Annotated in this window: 15 protein-coding genes; 8 read left to right on the forward strand and 7 right to left on the reverse strand. The window is 47.5% G+C overall.

The genetic code is table 11. From position 1 onward, the window contains the following. The first annotated feature begins 3 nt into the window (after positions 1 to 3). From B1A98_RS10815 to B1A98_RS10825, 3 genes are all read left to right on the forward strand, one after another. Positions 4 to 681, forward strand: coding sequence for a response regulator transcription factor (locus tag B1A98_RS10815; protein ID WP_063386018.1), 678 nt, complete (start codon positions 4 to 6; stop codon positions 679 to 681). Continuing rightward, positions 678 to 2051: a HAMP domain-containing sensor histidine kinase gene (locus B1A98_RS10820; protein WP_063385924.1), complete on the forward strand. Its 1374-nt coding sequence runs from the start codon at positions 678 to 680 to the stop codon at positions 2049 to 2051. The genes B1A98_RS10815 and B1A98_RS10820 overlap by 4 nt, the downstream gene beginning before the upstream one ends. Positions 2052 to 2135: 84 nt before the next feature. After that, on the forward strand, positions 2136 to 2534 hold the full coding sequence (locus B1A98_RS10825) for a hypothetical protein (protein ID WP_063385925.1): 399 nt from the start codon (positions 2136 to 2138) through the stop codon (positions 2532 to 2534). A gap of 65 nt (positions 2535 to 2599) precedes the next feature. On the opposite strand, the gene B1A98_RS10830 is transcribed toward B1A98_RS10825, so the two are convergent. After that, entirely contained in the window at positions 2600 to 3520 is a 921-nt protein-coding gene (locus tag B1A98_RS10830; RefSeq protein WP_063385926.1) for a DMT family transporter, read from the reverse strand. Positions 3521 to 3778: 258 nt separating this feature from the next. Next, complete coding sequence (locus tag B1A98_RS10835) at positions 3779 to 4687, reverse strand: DMT family transporter (RefSeq protein ID WP_063385927.1); 909 nt, start codon at positions 4685 to 4687, stop codon at positions 3779 to 3781. Positions 4688 to 4823: 136 nt separating this feature from the next. Between B1A98_RS10835 and B1A98_RS10840 the strand changes: the two genes are divergently transcribed. Continuing rightward, positions 4824 to 6245, forward strand: coding sequence for an aminotransferase-like domain-containing protein (locus B1A98_RS10840; RefSeq protein ID WP_082821838.1), 1422 nt, complete (start codon positions 4824 to 4826; stop codon positions 6243 to 6245). 67 nt (positions 6246 to 6312) lie between these two features. Here B1A98_RS10840 and sspK read toward each other — a convergent pair whose 3' ends face one another. The 5 genes from sspK to modA all read right to left on the reverse strand — a co-directional run bounded on the left by sspK (position 6313) and on the right by modA (position 9608). Then, positions 6313 to 6474: a small, acid-soluble spore protein K gene (gene sspK / locus B1A98_RS10845; protein WP_041100506.1), complete on the reverse strand. Its 162-nt coding sequence runs from the start codon at positions 6472 to 6474 to the stop codon at positions 6313 to 6315. A gap of 109 nt (positions 6475 to 6583) precedes the next feature. Then, positions 6584 to 7378 (reverse strand): histidine racemase CntK family protein, encoded by a 795-nt coding sequence (locus tag B1A98_RS10850; RefSeq protein ID WP_063385929.1) that lies wholly within the window; start codon positions 7376 to 7378, stop codon positions 6584 to 6586. Positions 7379 to 7406: 28 nt separating this feature from the next. Further along, positions 7407 to 8087, reverse strand: a complete 681-nt coding sequence (locus tag B1A98_RS10855; RefSeq protein ID WP_063385930.1) for an ATP-binding cassette domain-containing protein — start codon at positions 8085 to 8087, stop codon at positions 7407 to 7409. 12 nt (positions 8088 to 8099) lie between these two features. Then, positions 8100 to 8786 (reverse strand): molybdate ABC transporter permease subunit, encoded by a 687-nt coding sequence (gene modB / locus B1A98_RS10860; RefSeq protein ID WP_063385931.1) that lies wholly within the window; start codon positions 8784 to 8786, stop codon positions 8100 to 8102. Between the two features lie 24 nt (positions 8787 to 8810). Further along, positions 8811 to 9608: a molybdate ABC transporter substrate-binding protein gene (gene modA / locus B1A98_RS10865; RefSeq protein WP_063385932.1), complete on the reverse strand. Its 798-nt coding sequence runs from the start codon at positions 9606 to 9608 to the stop codon at positions 8811 to 8813. A gap of 304 nt (positions 9609 to 9912) precedes the next feature. Between modA and B1A98_RS10870 the strand changes: the two genes are divergently transcribed. From B1A98_RS10870 to B1A98_RS10885, 4 genes are all read left to right on the forward strand, one after another. After that, positions 9913 to 11391 carry a helix-turn-helix transcriptional regulator gene (locus B1A98_RS10870; RefSeq protein WP_063385933.1) on the forward strand — a complete coding sequence of 493 codons (1479 nt, stop codon included), beginning with the start codon at positions 9913 to 9915 and terminating at the stop codon, positions 11389 to 11391. Positions 11392 to 11609: 218 nt separating this feature from the next. Continuing rightward, positions 11610 to 13283 carry a urocanate hydratase gene (gene hutU / locus B1A98_RS10875; RefSeq protein ID WP_063385934.1) on the forward strand — a complete coding sequence of 558 codons (1674 nt, stop codon included), beginning with the start codon at positions 11610 to 11612 and terminating at the stop codon, positions 13281 to 13283. Then, positions 13283 to 14587, forward strand: a complete 1305-nt coding sequence (gene hutI / locus B1A98_RS10880; RefSeq protein ID WP_063385935.1) for an imidazolonepropionase — start codon at positions 13283 to 13285, stop codon at positions 14585 to 14587. Before hutU ends, hutI begins: the two co-directional genes overlap by 1 nt. Positions 14588 to 14790: 203 nt before the next feature. Continuing rightward, the gene (locus B1A98_RS10885) at positions 14791 to 17061 is read left to right on the forward strand and encodes an S-layer homology domain-containing protein (RefSeq protein ID WP_063385936.1); all 2271 of its coding nucleotides are present in this window, start codon (positions 14791 to 14793) and stop codon (positions 17059 to 17061) included. Positions 17062 to 17103 lie beyond the last annotated feature (42 nt).

Here is a 17103-nt window from a genome sequence, read left to right on the forward strand (position 1 = left end):
GATATGAGGAAAATCTTAGTGGTAGATGATGATAAACATATATTGGAGCTCGTAAGCATTCATTTAACTTATGCAGGTTATCACGTGATGAAGGCCAGCAACGGAATACAAGCGCTGGGTGTTTTGCAAACGGAATTTCCCGACTTAGCGATTGTCGATGTGATGATGCCTGGGATGGACGGCTTTGAGTTAACGAAGAAGATACGGGAAAATCAAGACATTCCTGTCTTGCTGCTGACGGCAAAGGGAGAGCTGGAGGATAAGGAGCAGGGCTTTCTGGCCGGTTCGGATGATTATATGGTGAAGCCCTTTGAGCCGAAAGAGCTGCTCTTTCGCATCGCCGCCATTTTAAGGCGCTATGATAAGCCGGCGGATTCCATTTTGCAGATAGGCTCCGTGACAATTAACCGCAAAAGCTTCGAGGTGACAGCAGGCTCGAATACATTAATTATGCCGTTAAAGGAATTTGAAGTGCTTGCTCTGCTTGCTTCCCGGCCTAATCAAGTGTTTCAGCGCGCCGCTATTATGGAGAGCGTCTGGGGGTATGATTATGAGGGGGATGAGCAAACATTAAACACCCATATTAAACGGATTCGCGAGCGGCTTGCGCAAATTGCCAAGGATGTTGAAATCGTCACTGTCCGCGGAATCGGTTATAAATTAGAGGTGCGTGCTTCATGAAGTCTCTGTACGGGAAATTTGTGCTGATGACAGCTTTAATCATGCTGTTCAGCACCTTGTTCGGCTTTTTGCTGACAAATACGTATTATCACCGCGTCATGAAAGAGCGCAATGATCAAAAGAATGTGGAAATTGCCAAGACGATCACGAATCATATTGAACAAACGCCGCCGCTGGATCTGCATGAATATTTAACAACAATTGGAGGGATCGGCTACCAATTATATATTGTCGATGAAAATGGCAAGTCCGCTTTTTATGGCGGCAAATACCGTGCGAAAAATCTGGAGAAATCAGCCATAGATAACGTGTTGCAGGGGGAAGTGTACCACGGCATGCGGGATTTTCCGCGTGAAACATTCGTAACGGGCTTCTTCGCCAATGAGATGTCGAATACAATTGGTGTTCCATTCAAGTATGGCAGCAAGCAATACGCTTTGTTTATGCGCCCCGATATTAAATTGTTATTCAGTGAGATTCATACCATGATGGGCGGCATGGTGATAGCAACAGCGCTTTTCAGCTTGCTCGCTATGCTTTTCGTGGCAAAGATGCTGATCGTGCCGATCACCCAGTTAACGGGAGCCACCAAGCGGATTGCCAGTGAAAATTACGATGTGGAACTGAATATTGACCGGAAGGATGAGATCGGCCAACTGGCGGCAAGCTTTACGACGATGATGGAACAGCTTCAGGAAAATGATAAGATCCGCAAGGAATTTATTAGCAACGTTTCACATGACTTTCAATCTCCCTTATTGAATATCCAAGGGTATGCCGGCCTGCTGAAAGCGGATCACCTTTCCGATGCCGATCGCCAAAACTATGCAGCCATCATTCAATCGGAAACAAGCCGGTTGTCGAGGCTGACGCGCCAGCTGCTGCTTCTGACCTCTCTCGACCAGTCTTCCCGTCCGGTGAAATTTAAGGAGTACCGGCTGGATGAACAGCTAAAAGCATGCATTAATAAATATCGATGGTGGCTTGAAGAGGAGCATATTCACTTGCACCTGACCATGGAGCCGACCATGTACCGGGGGGATGAAGCCCTATTTGAAAATGTGTGGGATAATTTGATAACCAATGCCATTAAATATAATCGTCCAAAAGGCGAGATTCGCATTGCTCTGGAGCGAAAGGAACACGGTATGGAGGTCATTGTGCAGGATACAGGGATCGGCATCTCGAAAGCGGAGCAGGCACAGCTGTTTAACCGTTTTTACCGGGCGGATGCTTCACGCACGAAAGAAGGAACCGGGCTCGGATTGTCGATCGTTAAGCAAATCATTGAGCTGCACAAGGGAGAAATCCAGGTGGAAAGTGCACCGGATGAAGGAACGATGTTTACAATTAAACTGCCGAATTTGTAATACGGAGTTCATATAGAGTTTATATTGACAGCATAAGATCTATTCCATAGAGATCAAACGACAGGATATGGAGGTTGTATAGATATGGAGAAAAAGTGGAGTCTACGATTGATTCGGCTCGCAGCCATCTTTGGCTTATTAGGGGCCGTATTAGGTTCGCATATGGCAGGTTCCGGCAGCTACCAGTTCCGCCCTATTCACGCCCACATTTTAGTAGTTGGCTGGTTATCAATATTCGCTTGGGGAATTTTTTACCGCATTTACACAGTGAAATCAGCTAAATTAGTATCTATCCATGGCTGGACGGCCGTGATCGGTTCCATTGGTTTAACAGCCGGCATGTGGCTCAATACATTAAAACCATTTAACGTCAATGAAACGTTCGCCTTAGTCTTTTACATTGTTGGCGGTACGATCTTATTAATAAGCTTCGGCATTTTCGTCATTACAACCTTTATGATTGCTGATAAAGAAGGCAAGTAAAACGTGAAAAAATCAGATGAAGACGGCAGCCTCGATATCAGGCTGCCGTCTTTTTTTATGCGCCTTCAGCAGGAAGAGCGGTTTTTTAAGCTGTTTAATGTCCTAGGCTTGCGAAGCAGATCGAACGCCTCGGTAATAAAAATGCCTCCTAAAATAAATACAATCCCGGTTACAGTATGAACCGTTAATGTCTCTCCCCACAAAAGCCACGACAGCAGGAACGCAAAGACCGATTCAAGCGACAGCAGCAGGCTCACGTGTGTAGGCGGAGAGTATTGCTGGGCTTTGATTTGCACGATGTAAGCAAGCAGTGTTCCAATCAATAAGTCGAATGTATAAGCGTACCAGCCGTAAGCAGAAAGCGGGGACGGGAACGGCTCCAGCCAGAAGGCAAACGGCAAGCTGAACAGGCCGACAATAAACAGCTGAACCGCGATAAAGCTGAGAGAGTCAATGGAGCGCTCGCGCTGATAAGCACGATCCACTAACAAAACGTGCACAGCGAAAAAGAAAGCGCAAAGGAAGACTAACACATCTCCGGTATTAATCCCTGTCCAGCCGCCGTCCCATGAAAGAATAGCAAGCCCGAAGAAGGTAAGAAGGCTTCCTAAGAAGGCGCCTCTTTGAATCCCTGTTTTTGACCAGAAAAAGTATAAGAATGGAACAATGACTACCATCGTTCCGGTCAGGACACCGGCCTTGCCCGGAGTGGTCAGCTCAATTCCTACAGTCTGCAGGACAAACCCTCCCCATAAAGCAGTTCCGGCAAAAATGCCATATTTCCATACTTGCTTCGGAAGGCGCTTAATAGATTTCCATTTAAATAACAACAGAAGGAGCGCAGCAAGGAAAAATCTAGTGCCAATAAAATATAAAGGGGTCATTTCGTTTAACAAGTCCTTTGTCAGGACAAAGCTGTACCCCCAGCCAATGGAGATGCCCACCAATGAAAAGTCGGCTATGAGAACTTTCTTTTTCGACGACAAACTATCCCTCCTAAAATACGGCTCCACGAAGAGCTGTATATGCTCCAATGCAAGAATCGCACCAAAGCGAAATGAAGAGAGGAAAGCGAGGGCAATGGCTAGATGTATGTTTGGCCGATGAAGAGTGCAGCTAAAGGTTTTTATAGGGAGATATTCAAGAAAACATAATTTATTCAGAAGAGAATAGGCGGAACGGCAACAAATAGAAGAGCAGGGGAGCGGCTCCTGCTCTCAGGCTGTTAGCGGCGGCTTTTTAGGCTATAGATCACCTTCCAGGCTTTCACACGTCACTGGCAAGGGCTGCTTTCTTTTTTCCGCCCATAGCGGCAAGCTGACACCAACCAGCGTCAGTATCCCTCCGAACAAGGAAAGCCAAGAGGGCACTTCTCCAAGGGCAGCCCATGAAATAATTAAAGCGGCCGCAGGGGTTAAATAAAGGGAGCTTGTCGCTTCAGCAGCTCCTGCCTTTGAAATAACGTAAGCAAGAGCGAAATAAGGAAGAATGGTTGGAAATAGCCCTAAGTAGATGACCGCATAGGTTGAAGCGGGAGAGGCCTGCTTCATTTCCGTCCATGTGCCCGGCAGGAAAAACAGCATGAACAAGGCTCCGGCTAAAATAGTATAAATGGTAAATGGAATAAATCCATACTTATTTAAATACTTTGCTTGAAAAACGAAGTAACAGCTTTCCCCCGCCGCTGCCACCAGGATCAAAAGGATGCCCGCCGCAACTGCAGATAGCGAATGGCTGCTTCCAAGCGAAATAAGAGCCACACCCGAGAAGGCAATGGCCGAACCGATCCAGCCTGCTTTAGACACCCGCTCCTTCAAGAAAATCGCTGCCAATACGGCGGAGAAAACAGGCGCCACGGATATTAGCAAGCTTGCCGCTCCGGCGCTGACGGTTTTTTCCCCTGCACTTAGAGCCCCGTGATAAACTGTAAACCCTAAAAAGCCGAGCAGTAAAATAACAGGCAGATCTTTTCTTTCGGGCATGTTTATTTTTTTAATCACGGCAAAAACGACTAGCACAACTGCGCCGATAAGCAGCCGAAGCAAGGCAAGATGTTCAGGGCTGTAAGACTGAAGCACGATTTTAATTCCCGGGAAAGCGGACCCCCAGACGATAATGGTCGTACTATAGGCGATAGCGGTCTTCCAATTCATCGTACTCCCCATTTCTCTTATTTATTAAAAGTCTTTGTGAACTTATAATAAAAGGAACGATAATGGAAATCGCCAACCAATTGATTAGAAAAAAAACCAACAAAAGCACGAACACATACAGGGAGGAGACGGTCATTTGGGAAAGACGCCCCGCTACTTGCAAATTGTTCATTTGATCCGGGAGAAAATAGAGAAGGGAGAATGGGTAGTCGGCAGCAAGATACCTACTCAGCGGGCGATTGCCGAGCAATTTCACGTGAACCGGAGTACAGTCGTTACAGCGATTGAAATATTAAAAGCGGAAGGCCTGCTTGAAGGGCGGGCAGGCAGCGGTGTGTATATCGTCAATAATCAATGGTCGCTTTCAGCTGCTATCTCCCCGCCAAATTGGGATGATTTGGCCCAGTGGTCGCTGCAGCCTCCAAGCAACCATACTGTGCAATTGATTAATGAGCTCGAAAACAGAAAGGACTTGATTCAGTTAAGCAAAGGCGAACTTGGGCCTGATTTGTTTCCTCAGTCTGAAATTTCCGAAGCTCTGGCGAAGGTTTCCGGGCAGCTGCACGGCTTCGGCTACGGGAACGGGCTTGGGGACAGCGGATTAAGGGCTGAGATTAGCAAGCATATGGAAAAGTACGGCTTGTCCATCGCCCCGGAAAGTATTCTGATTGTGTCAGGAGCTTTGCAAGCGTTGACGCTGATTACTATCGGCATATTGAAAAAAGGATCTGCCGTCTTTTTAGAAACCCCTTCCTATTTGCATTCCGTTAATTTATTCCGTACGGCCGACATCACGATAAAGCCCATTGCAGTCACTAAGAATGGCTTGGATATGAAAGAACTTTTTCAGCAAAAAATAACTAAAGGGGCATCAGCTCTCTATGTTAATCCGACCTATCAAAATCCTACAGGCACAACGATGTCCACAGAGCAGAGACAGCAACTAATGGAGAAATGCCGCTATTTTCAATTGCCTGTAATCGAAGATGATATATTCAGAGATTTATGGATAGATGAACCGGCCCCGGCTCCGCTGAAAACATTCGACCAGGCAGGACAAGTTTTATATGTCGGCAGCTTTTCAAAAACCATTGCCCCCGGCTTGCGCATCGGCTGGCTCGCCGGCCCGGAAGATGTCATTCACCGTCTCAGTGATGTGAGGATGCAGACAGATTACGGCTCCAGTTATTTGTCTCAAGTTCTCATTAGGGAACTGCTTCGGTCGGGGTTGTACGAACAGCATCTGCAGAAAGTGAGGAGCCGTTTGAAGGAAAGAAGGGCGTTCCTTCTTCAGGCATTAACGCTTCATTTAAGCGAATATGCTACATGGCACGCTGCTTCGGGGGGATTCTTCATATGGGTGACATTAAAAAAGAAAATCAATATGTATCAATTGTTTAAAGCATGCTTGAGCAGCGGGGTACTGATTAATCCCGGCTTTATTTACAATGAAAGCGGCCCGTCCATCCGCCTATCCTATGCCTATGAGGAGATAGAAAAAATGGAAGCCGGCATTATAAAACTGAAGGATGTTTTAAAGGACCACCTGAATCGCTAGCAACGGCTGCTGCCGGTTTATGCTGTCCAGCGAAGAAAGCAGGAGGCAGCACCTCCTGCTTTCCGGTTTACGACTCTCTTGTTCTTTCGCTGGATGCCTTCATTCGTTCCTGCGGGTGTGTGTTCGTTGTTCCGTTTGCCCGCTTGGATGCATACCGCGCTTTTGCTCTGGCTTTTTCGCCTTCTCCAGTCATATTATCATCGGGAAAGTCTTTGGCTTTGTTTCTCATTTTTCTCCTCCAAATACAGAGTTAACATGCATGTGTCCACGCTTTATTAGTATGGGTCAGAAGGAGAGGAATATCATAAAGAGCCCGATGCAATTTATGGGAGTGGGGTTCAGGGCTGCTCCTCCAGGTTTATGACGCCTTCACAAGTGAAGCGCACAGTTGTCGCAATAAAGTTTTTTTCACCCGTTTCTACGTAAATGACACCGCCCGGCTGGTGAACTGTCAATGGGCGTTTTTCCCCCAAGTAAACGCCGAGAGCCAATGTGCCGGAGCCGCAAGCCCGCTCGAAAAATTGGCTGCCGGTTTCTTTTACATAGACGAATGGGCGGATTTCATAAGCTTCATCGGTTAATTTCCGGTATGGAATAATGCCGATCGCCTTGTCGTTAATGTTTCCGATCAGCTGTTTGAGAACTGGCTCAAATTCCTCCTCGTTCAGCCAGCAGCTGGTCAGAAAGTGGGTGATTCCATCGAGGCGCACGAGATGGCCGGCAACTGCCCGGCTGTCTGCGTGAACCGTCAAAGCTTCAACCGAAAGCGGAGCCGGCATTTCAGCTTTCGCTTCAAAGAAAGAAGACGACTTTTTCGTTACTTCACAAGCCAGCGGCTGGTTTGCGCCGGAAGATTCCAATAAAAAGCAGCCATTCACTGTTATTCCTTTATAAAGACAGTAAGCAGCGGCCGTTAACACCGCATTGCCGCAAAACTCTCCTCCTGACATTTCCAAGCGAAGCACAGCATCGGCTGTCTGGGGAGAAACAAGGAATCCAACCTGTTCCGCGTGGGCATACTCATAGCTCATCACCGTATTCGCAATAGCTGCATACCGGGCTGCGGGCGGATGGTTGGTGATTAACACTGTCATATTTTGCGCAGGGCTAGCCTTGACAAAATCAAGCTTCATGATGAAAACTCCTATTCTACACTCATTTTTACAGACGGACGGTTTCGTTTCTGTCTTGAACCTGCTCTTGATCAGCGGGACGAACCTGTCCTTTTTCGAGAAAGAGAATCGTATCTCCAAGCTTTTCCGCTTCGTCCCGATCATGGGTGACGATCACAAATGGAATTCGCCATAGATCATGAAGACGCAGCAGCTCATTTTGGCACTCGATCCGTGTTTCCTGGTCTAAAGCAGAAAGCGGCTCATCCAGCAGCAACATAGAAGGCTCGGTAGCCAATGCACGGGCAAGCGCGACTCTTTGTTTTTCTCCCCCTGAAATTTGATGGGGGTACTTGTTGAGCAGGTGGCCAATTCCAAGAACATCCAGCAGCTGCTCAATGAGCAGGGCTGAGCGGCCTTGTGCTTTTTTAGGGACGCCATAATGGATATTCTTTTCCACAGTCATATGCGGGAACAGAGCATAGTCCTGAAAAAGATAGCCGATCTTCCTTTGCTGGGGAGGAAGGCTGCCCTGCTGTTCATCAAAAAAGACGCGGCCATTTAAGTGGATGGAGCCCGAATCAGGCGAGTCCAGCCCGGCAAGGATGTTTAATATCGTTGTTTTTCCTGACCCGGACGGACCGAACAGCACAAAAACCTCCTCCTCCATCTGCCATTGGATATTCAAAGAAAAATGGGCCAGCTTTTTCTTGATTTGCACTTCAAGCATGTCCTTCTCCTCCTATGTTTCTTTCGCGAAGCGCCGGACATTCCGTTTTGTCCACCAATTCAGCCACATAATCGTGCTGAAACCGAGCGCAACAATAATAATGACCCAAAAGGTTGCTTTTTCCATATGACCAGCTTCCACAGCGAAATAGATAGCCATCGGAATCGTATCGGTTTTTCCCGGAATATAGCCTGCCAGCATTAAAGTAGCGCCGAATTCTCCTAGTCCTCTGGCGAAAGAAAGCACTAAGCCAGCGAGCAGCCCAGGCCAGGCCAGCGGAAAAGAAACAGTCCAAAATACCTTCCATTCTGATGCGCCCATTGTTCGGGCTGCATTTTCCAACCTTGGATCGAGGCTTTCAAAAGAGGCGGCGGCGCTTTGGTACATCAGCGGGAAGGAAACAACAACAGAAGCGATCACCGCGCCGATCCAGGAAAAAACAACCTGGACGTCAAACCAAGATAAAAGCCAGCTGCCGATCGGCCCGTTTTTGCCAAAAAGAACAAGCAAACCGAAGCCGACAACAGTTGGCGGCAGAACGAGGGGAAGGAGAAAGAGCGATTCAACAAAACTCTTTCCAAAGAAATTCCGCCGGGCAAGAAGATAAGCGAACAACACTCCGGCTAGAAAGACAATGGAAGTAGAGATGGCTGCCACTTTTAATGATAAAAACAAGGGTGTATAGCTCAAGGTACTCATGGCGCGCTCCTTTCCTGCCCCAATTTAGTTAAATCCATAGGTTTTTAATATTTTCTTCCCCTGCTCGCTGGTGAGATAGTCTAAAAAGGCTTGTGCTGCCTGTGGATGTTCAGAGCTGGCGACGACAGCTCCAGGATACACGATTGGTTCATGCCATTCTGGCTTGGCTTCGGCGATCACTTTTACTTTATCTGACATTTGGGCATCACTCGAATAGACGATCCCCAGATCGGCATTGTTTGACTCCACATAGGTCAGCACCTGGCGCACATCGGAGCCCAGCACTAGCTTGCTTTGGAGCGGCGCCCATAACTGGAGATGTTCAAGTGTCTCTTTTGTATATCTTCCAGCAGGTACACTTTCCGGCTCTCCGACAGCCAGGTGTGTAATTTGCTTGGGATCGATTTTCTCAAAGGAAGAAACATCAGGGGAATGATCTTTGTTCGCAATCAGAACGAGCGTGTTTTTGGCAAACTCCTGCCGGGAATCTGTTTGGATGAGCTTTTTCTCCTGCAGAGTATGCATGTCCTGCTGGCTGGCCGATAAAAAAACATCCGCTGGAGCCCCTTGCTTAATTTGCTGGGCTAGTTTGCCGGAACCGCCGAAATTAAAAGTTAACGTCACCTCCGGATGTTGACTTTCATACGAGGTTTTCAGCTGCTCCAGCGCATCTGTTAAGCTGGCGGCAGCAGAAATGAATAGTTCTGTTCGTTCCTTCGGAGCAGCAGCCGAGTCATCAGCTGTTTGCTTGCTGCCGGAGCATCCAGGAGCCGCGAGGAGCAGCAAGCAGGCGGCGATCAGCAGCCATATTTTTTGAAACATTGTAAACCCTCCATTCTTTTTTGATGAAACGATCTTCTCATTTCCCCCATTATATAAAACTTGCTGGTGGTAACCAAGCTGTCCCTGTAAACCTTGCTGCAAGGAATAAAAGACCAATAAACTGATTATAAAGAAAAATGCAAAGAATTTGAACGGAATAAAAGAAAGAACACTGGCTTCGCAGACAAGTTGTGATTTTTCCGTTATATAATATTTTTAGGGATAAAGCCGATTATTTTGCTTTTTAACGGACACTAGTTCCAGAACACGGAGGAAAAACGTTAAAAATGGAGAGGAACGGATCATGAATATTCATTTAGTAGCAAAGGATGAACTAGAAGCACAAGGCATCCGCTGGACCATTGAGTCTCACCTGACTGGGGTCCGGCTGCTTGTATGGAAGACAGTTCAAGAGTTTGAAGAGGCTTTAGAGAGAGAGTCTGCTGCTCTGGCTATTTTAAATATGGATAGCTGGACCGATAAACAGTCGCAGCTTGGAGAAACGTTAAGAAAAAAAGGCGTTCGCTGGCTTGGCATTTCCTCAGAGAGAATCTTCCAGACCGCTTATCGGGCGCTGCGTTACCGTGCAGAAGATGTGTTGTTTCGCCCTTTCTCTCCGCTGGAAATGATTAAATGCATCCAGCAGCTGCGGTATGAGCAGCGCAACCAGCTGGTCTCTCTGACGGGCGTCCCAAAGGAAGACTGCAGCCTGGTTGATTATCCCGCCCTTTTTTTATTGGACCGGCCAGTTCCCCAACCGATCATGATGTCCGCTTTTCTAACACCGCAGCAAGCGAAGCTGCCGCTCGTGTATGAGCAGCTTCGGAATCATCCCTTCAGCGGCGGGCATCAGGTATTCGCCTTGTCCGGCTTTATTTTGTGTGTACAGGAGGTGGGGGAGGAAGCGGTTTGTAAAGAGGAGTATCAAGCTTTCTTTGCTGAATGGAAAGAGAGCACGGAAGAACCGCTTGCTATTGTTATTCAAGCCGCGTCCTCCGGGGAAACGTTCAAGGCGGTCTATCAGAAAACACGCGAGCTGACGAGACAGATTTTCTTTGAAGGCTACGATGTTATTTTAGAGGGAGAGGGAACAACTAATTCCCGGGAAATAGATCCGTTCTTAACCCCGCTCGAACAGCGGCAGTGGGTTGAAATGCTGGAAAAGGGAGAATCAAAAGTGATTCGCGACTGGATGGAGAGCGCTTTTCTGACAGTTGCTCCGCCTTATCCTGATCCGGAAATGATCCGCATTCGTTTGACGAGTATTTTGGCGCAGGTGCGCAGGCATATGAAGTCCCATGAGCTCCAAAGCCCTTCTATGGAATCCGGCTATCATACTGTCTTTCAAGAGATTATCCATGAGCCGGTCATGTACAAAATTATCGAAGCCTTCCTGTCTTTTATTGACCGCTTGCTTCTTCAGGAGCACGGGAAATTAAAAGGAGGGGGGCGCTCGCTTGCAGAGAAGACGAGAGAGCTAATGGAAGCCAACTATTGGGAGGCAGGCTGGAGCCTAGCTGCATGTGCAGAAGCATTAGGCATCAATAAAAGCACACTTAGCCGCCGCTTTGCTGCCGAGTCGGGCCAGACGTTCCGCGATACTTTGCACCAAGTGCGTTTAAGAGAAGCTAAACGGCTCTTAAAAGAAACGGATTTAACACTGGCGGAAGTGGCCCAGTTAACAGGATATAGCCATCAGACGTACTTCAATGCTAAATTTAAGCTCTATGAATCCATTACGCCATCAGCTTATCGGTCAGGTTATGGGCCTTATGAAAAATAGAAAAGTGGAACTCTGTCTTAATGGACAAGTGTAGCGATTCAGTGCCTGCTGAATCGCTTTTATTTTTCAAAAAAAAAAGAAAAGTTCTGAAACAAAATGTAAAAAACGAGAGAAATATAAATTTCTTTTCAACCAATCATAAAATGATCATCAAATTATAAATAAATAACAGAATTTTCTATATAAAATAAATATAACGAATAAAGGGGGCTGAGAAAATGAATGTAATGTCGAATGAGAAAGTCAAGCGCTATCGGGGAACGGATTTGCATACGAAGGGCTGGCAGCAAGAAGCGATGCTGCGCATGTTAATGAATAATCTCGACCCTGATGTAGCCGAGCACCCGGAACAGCTTGTTGTTTACGGAGGGATCGGAAAGGCAGCACGCAACTGGGAAGCCTTTGATGCGATTGTGAAAACATTAAAGCATTTAGAGTCGGATGAAACGATGCTCATTCAATCGGGAAAGCCGGTGGCCGTTTTTAAAACACATCCGGATGCGCCGCGCGCCTTGATTGCCAATTCGAATATTGTGCCCGCTTATGCCAATTGGGAGACCTTTCATGAGCTTGATCGGAAAGGGCTGATGATGTACGGACAAATGACGGCAGGCAGCTGGATTTATATTGGCTCCCAAGGAATTGTCCAAGGCACATACGAAACATTTGCCGAGCTGGCGAAGCAGCATTTCAGCGGCACACTCAAAGGAACATTGACAGTCACCGCCGGCCTTGGCGGCATGGGAGGGGCGCAGCCGCTGGCGGTAACAATGAATGGCGGAGTGTGCATTGCCATGGATGTCGATGAAACGCGAATCGACCGCCGGATTGAAACCCGCTACACAGACGTGAAAACAAACTCTCTTGAAGAAGCTATTCAATTGGCAGAAGAGGCAAAAAGGATGGGGAAACCATTATCCATTGGATTGCTGGGAAATGCCGCCTCTCTTCTGCCGGAGATGCTGGAAAGGGGATTTATTCCGGATATCTTAACGGACCAAACGTCTGCTCATGACCCGCTGAACGGCTACATTCCTTCGAACATGTCGATAGAGAAAGCTGCTGAACTTCGGCAGGCCGACCCGGAAGAATATGTGAAGCTTTCTAAAGCTTCGATGGCCGTCCATGTGAAAGCCATGCTTGCTATGATGGAACAGGGGGCTGTTACGTTTGACTACGGCAACAATATCCGTCAAGTGGCAAAGGATGAAGGAGTAGAAAAGGCGTTTGCCTTTCCCGGCTTTGTGCCTGCTTATATCCGTCCTCAGTTCTGTGAAGGAAAAGGACCTTTCCGCTGGGTAGCCTTATCAGGTGACCCGGAAGATATTTATAAAACAGATGAGGCTATTCTGCGTGAATTTGCCGGCAACGAGCATTTATGCAACTGGATTCGCATGGCCCAGAAGAAAATCGAGTTTCAGGGGCTGCCTGCGCGGATATGCTGGCTCGGCTATGGGGAACGAGCCCGTTTCGGAAAAATTTTAAATGACATGGTAGCGAATGGAGAACTAAAAGCACCGATTGTTATTGGGCGTGACCACTTGGACTCGGGCTCAGTGGCTTCTCCCAATCGCGAAACGGAAGCGATGAAGGATGGCTCGGATACTGTATCTGACTGGCCGCTTTTGAATGCGATGGTCAACGCCGTTGGAGGAGCCACCTGGGTTTCGCTTCATCATGGCGGCGGTGTAGGCATGGGATATTCTCAGCATTCCGGAGTCGTCATTGTGGCGGATGGAACCAAAGCAGCAGAAGCACGGCTAGCACGCGTATTGACCACTGATCCGGGGATGGGTGTCGTCCGCCATGCGGATGCCGGCTATGAGCTTGCCAAGAAGACGGCCCGTGAGAAAGGAATTAAGATGCCGATGCTTGAGGAGGGAGACCAATAATGACGAAACCGCTTTGGATTAAACATGCTGCGCAACTGGCAACGCTCGCTTCTGATATCAAGGGGGCACGTTCGAAAGAAGCGATGTCAGAGCTCGGTGTAATTGAAGATGGCAGTTTATGGATAGAGGACGGGAAAATCAAAGCGGCCGGGACAACGGCAGAAGTAGAGAAACGCTATAAAGACCGATTAAGCGAAGCGGAGGTTGTTGATGCTTCCGGCCGTTTAGTGACACCAGGGCTAGTTGATCCGCATACCCACGTGGTATACGGGGGAAGCCGGGCACGCGAATTTGAAATGCGTCTTGAAGGTGCGTCTTACATGGACATTATGAACGCGGGGGGAGGCATTCACGCGACTGCCCGCATGACGCGGGAAGCACCAGAAGCAGAATTGATTGAGCAAACCGCCCGCCGTCTAGATTCTTTTTTAGCCCATGGAGTGACGGCAGTAGAAGGAAAAAGCGGTTATGGCATGAATATAGAAACGGAAATAAAGCAGCTGCGGGTCATGAAGCAATTGCAGCAGCGGCACCCTATCGATCTGGTGCCGACATTTATGGGCGCTCATGCTGTCCCGCCGGAATTCAAAGGGCGGGAAGATGAGTTCGTGGAGCATCTAATTGCCGATATGCTGCCTGTGATTGCGAAGGAAGGGCTGGCGGAATTCAACGATGTCTTTTGCGAAAAAGGAGTATTTACCCCTGAGCAGTCAGAGCGGATTTTACAAGCGGGAAAGACATATGGATTAATCCCGAAAATACATGCCGATGAAATTGAACCGTACGGCGGTGCCGAGCTCGCGGCTAAGGTAGGCGCTATCTCGGCGGAGCACTTGCTTAAAGCGTCGGACGAAGGCATCGAAGCGATGGCCAAGGCCGGAACGATTGCCTGTCTTTTGCCAGCTACCGCTCTATATTTAAGAGAAGAGGCGGCAAAAGGAAGAAAAATGATTGATGCTGGAGTTCCGGTAGCTATATCGACTGACTGCAATCCCGGTTCCTCGCCAACTACTTCGATGCCGCTTGTAATGAATTTAGCCTGTATCTCCATGAGAATGACTCCGGCAGAAGCGCTAACAGCCGCCACCTATAATGCTGCTTGCGCGATAAACCGCGAAATGCAAATTGGTTCATTAGAGGCTGGCAAGCAGGCAGATATCGTCTTATGGAATGTACGAAGCTATCAGGAGCTGCAATATTTATTTGGTGTTAATCACGTTCACTCGGTCTGGAAAAAGGGAAAGGAAGTCGTCAATCATGCCAAACAGCTGTCTCCTGCCAATACGCAAGCGCTGACAAAGTAAGACAAATGTTTTCACGTGAAACATTTTGAAGAGGAGAGCCTTTCAAAAAGCTTAGCTTTAATGAGAGGCTTTTTTTGATGGGCAAATGTGCAGTTGAACAATAGGACAGCAAGACCGGCTGTTGAAATTGTCAGCTGTAAAAATTTCTCTTGTGTTATAATCTTTCTGTAATATTTTAACTAGAGTAATAGAGGAGAATCATTATGCGAAAAATTGTAGGGAGTTTGGCGGCTTTGCTCTTTATATTGGCCTTTGCTTTCCCTGCTTCTGCCCAGCCCCTGAAGGATATAGAGAATCATTGGGCAAAGAAGGAAATTGAATGGCTCACTAGCAAAGAAATTGTTAGCGGTTTCGAGGATGGAACGTTCCGGCCGTATACCCAGGTGACCCGGGGCCAATTTGTTGCTTATCTGGCCCGTTCGCTGGAGTTGCCGGCCGGTGACTCAGCATTTCCGGATGTTCCGGCCAGCAGCCGTTTGTATAAAGAAATAGCGGCGGCTAAAAAGGCTGGATTGATTACTGGAAATGATAAAGGATTGGCTCTTGCCGATGCGCCTGTCACGCGGTCAGACGTGGCTGCTATGCTTGACCGGGCTATGCAGTTAAAGGGAGACTACACAAAGAGGCAGCCGCTCACCTATGCGGATGCATCAAAAATTGGGAAATACGCCTACCTGTCTGTAGAAAGAATGAGTTATTACGGCTTGATCAAAGGAACGGCCGATAATAAATTCGAACCGCAAAAAATAGCTACACGGGGAGAAGCGGCTGTATTCATCTATCGAATGCTGGAAAAGCTCGGAATGGTCGATAGCGGGAATGAGCCCGGGCAAACAGGCAGCCAGGAGGCAGAAATTCCGATTGCCGATCAGCAGTCTGTAAAGGTGCGCATGAATACGAAAGGCGTGCCGCTGACGTATAACAAAAAGAAAACGGACGCCCATATTCTTTCGACCGATGTGCATTATTATTATCATGTAGGGAAGGCATCCGATCCGCTCGGCTCCCTGCAAGTCACCCTGCGCAAGCTCGACAATGGCGATACATTTGTTTTTACAAAGTTTGTACATAACGGTACGGACACTTACTCCGCTTCTGTCATTCTGCCGTTTGAACAGGCGGATAGCTACTCATTAGCCAAATATTCCTCCTTCGGGACGGTGAACCAACAGCACCATGGTGTGTTTGGGGTAGATAAAACCTCTCATCCGATCGGAATTTTATCTGTAAAAAAGGATTCAGCTATTCAAAATGAAGTGATGCTGGGCAAAAACTATCTTTCTGTTCAACGGCAAACGAATTACCCGAATGGGCAGCGGTCCGTTATTCGTGAACTGCTGGAAGAAAAAGAGAGCTATGAAGTCGGAAAAGATCCAGACAGGCAAACAATGACCGCCCGGATAGATATGGAGGTACGAGGAAAAGCGGTTTCCGAATCTTGGATGCTGATCTCCGGAAAGCCGCTCTTTGCTCATGCTACGCACAGAGATGATTGGTTTAAACGCACGATTACTGATTATATTTCTATCAATAATTGGCTGACAGCGGACGGAGCTTACACTAAATTGCCATGGTCGATTGAGCCCTCCCATCAAATGGGGTATGGACGCAATGTAGGCCGCCTGCAAGGGGGCGTTTACTTAACGGCCTACAAGGAAAACAAGGAACGCTATCTTCGTGATCTTGTTGTGAATGCGCTGGCCGATTTAGATACACTTTCGGAGGGAGGCCTGACAGCCGGCCGAAATCCTATGTTTGAAACAGAGTATACAAGCTCCGGATTGAAATCCCAATATGGTCTGACAGCACCCTATATTGATACACGCCATAATGAAAATGCCGCTCTGTTCTTAAAGAATACAGCTGAGATATTAAATATTCCAAGTTTGAAAGCCGCTAATCTGCGCTACGCTGATTTTCTGGTATCACAAAAAGGGCTCGGCAATATTATTCCAGTCACCGCATCCAGTTATTTAATTGCTGATTATTATAAAGCAGACGGACCAAAAGTAAGAACTCACGCTTCCTTGAACCATACCCTTGGTGAAATGAGGTTTTTGCTGGAGACTTATAAGCAAACGCAAAATGCTGTTTATTTGACAACCGCCCGTCAGCTAAAAGCTGGTGTGGAGAACTTAAACTGGGTACGACCGAATGGGGATTTATGGTACCAATATAACGGCAATCAAGTATTTAAAGGCAACGATTATGAGAATTTAACCTTGATGGATCTGTTATTAAGTCAAAACATCTTTGCGGAAACAGGCATTCCGCGCAGTAAAGCCTTTGACGCCATGATCAAGCAAAAAACCCAATACCTTGTTGACAATGAGAGACCGATAATTCCGGCAGTCATCCAGCTTCTTCGCGAGCAGGGCTTTGGTGATATGATTAATCAAGCTTATCCTGCAAGCACGAGAAAAGCGGACGTAGAAGAACGTCCGAAAGATGCGCTTGATTTGCTTGCTGAATAAAAAAAGCTGTCCCAGCCAAATTTGATTGGCCGCGGGACAGCT

It is taken from the genome of Pseudobacillus badius (genome assembly GCF_002189605.1).
Lineage (GTDB): Bacteria > Bacillota > Bacilli > Bacillales > Domibacillaceae > Pseudobacillus > Pseudobacillus badius.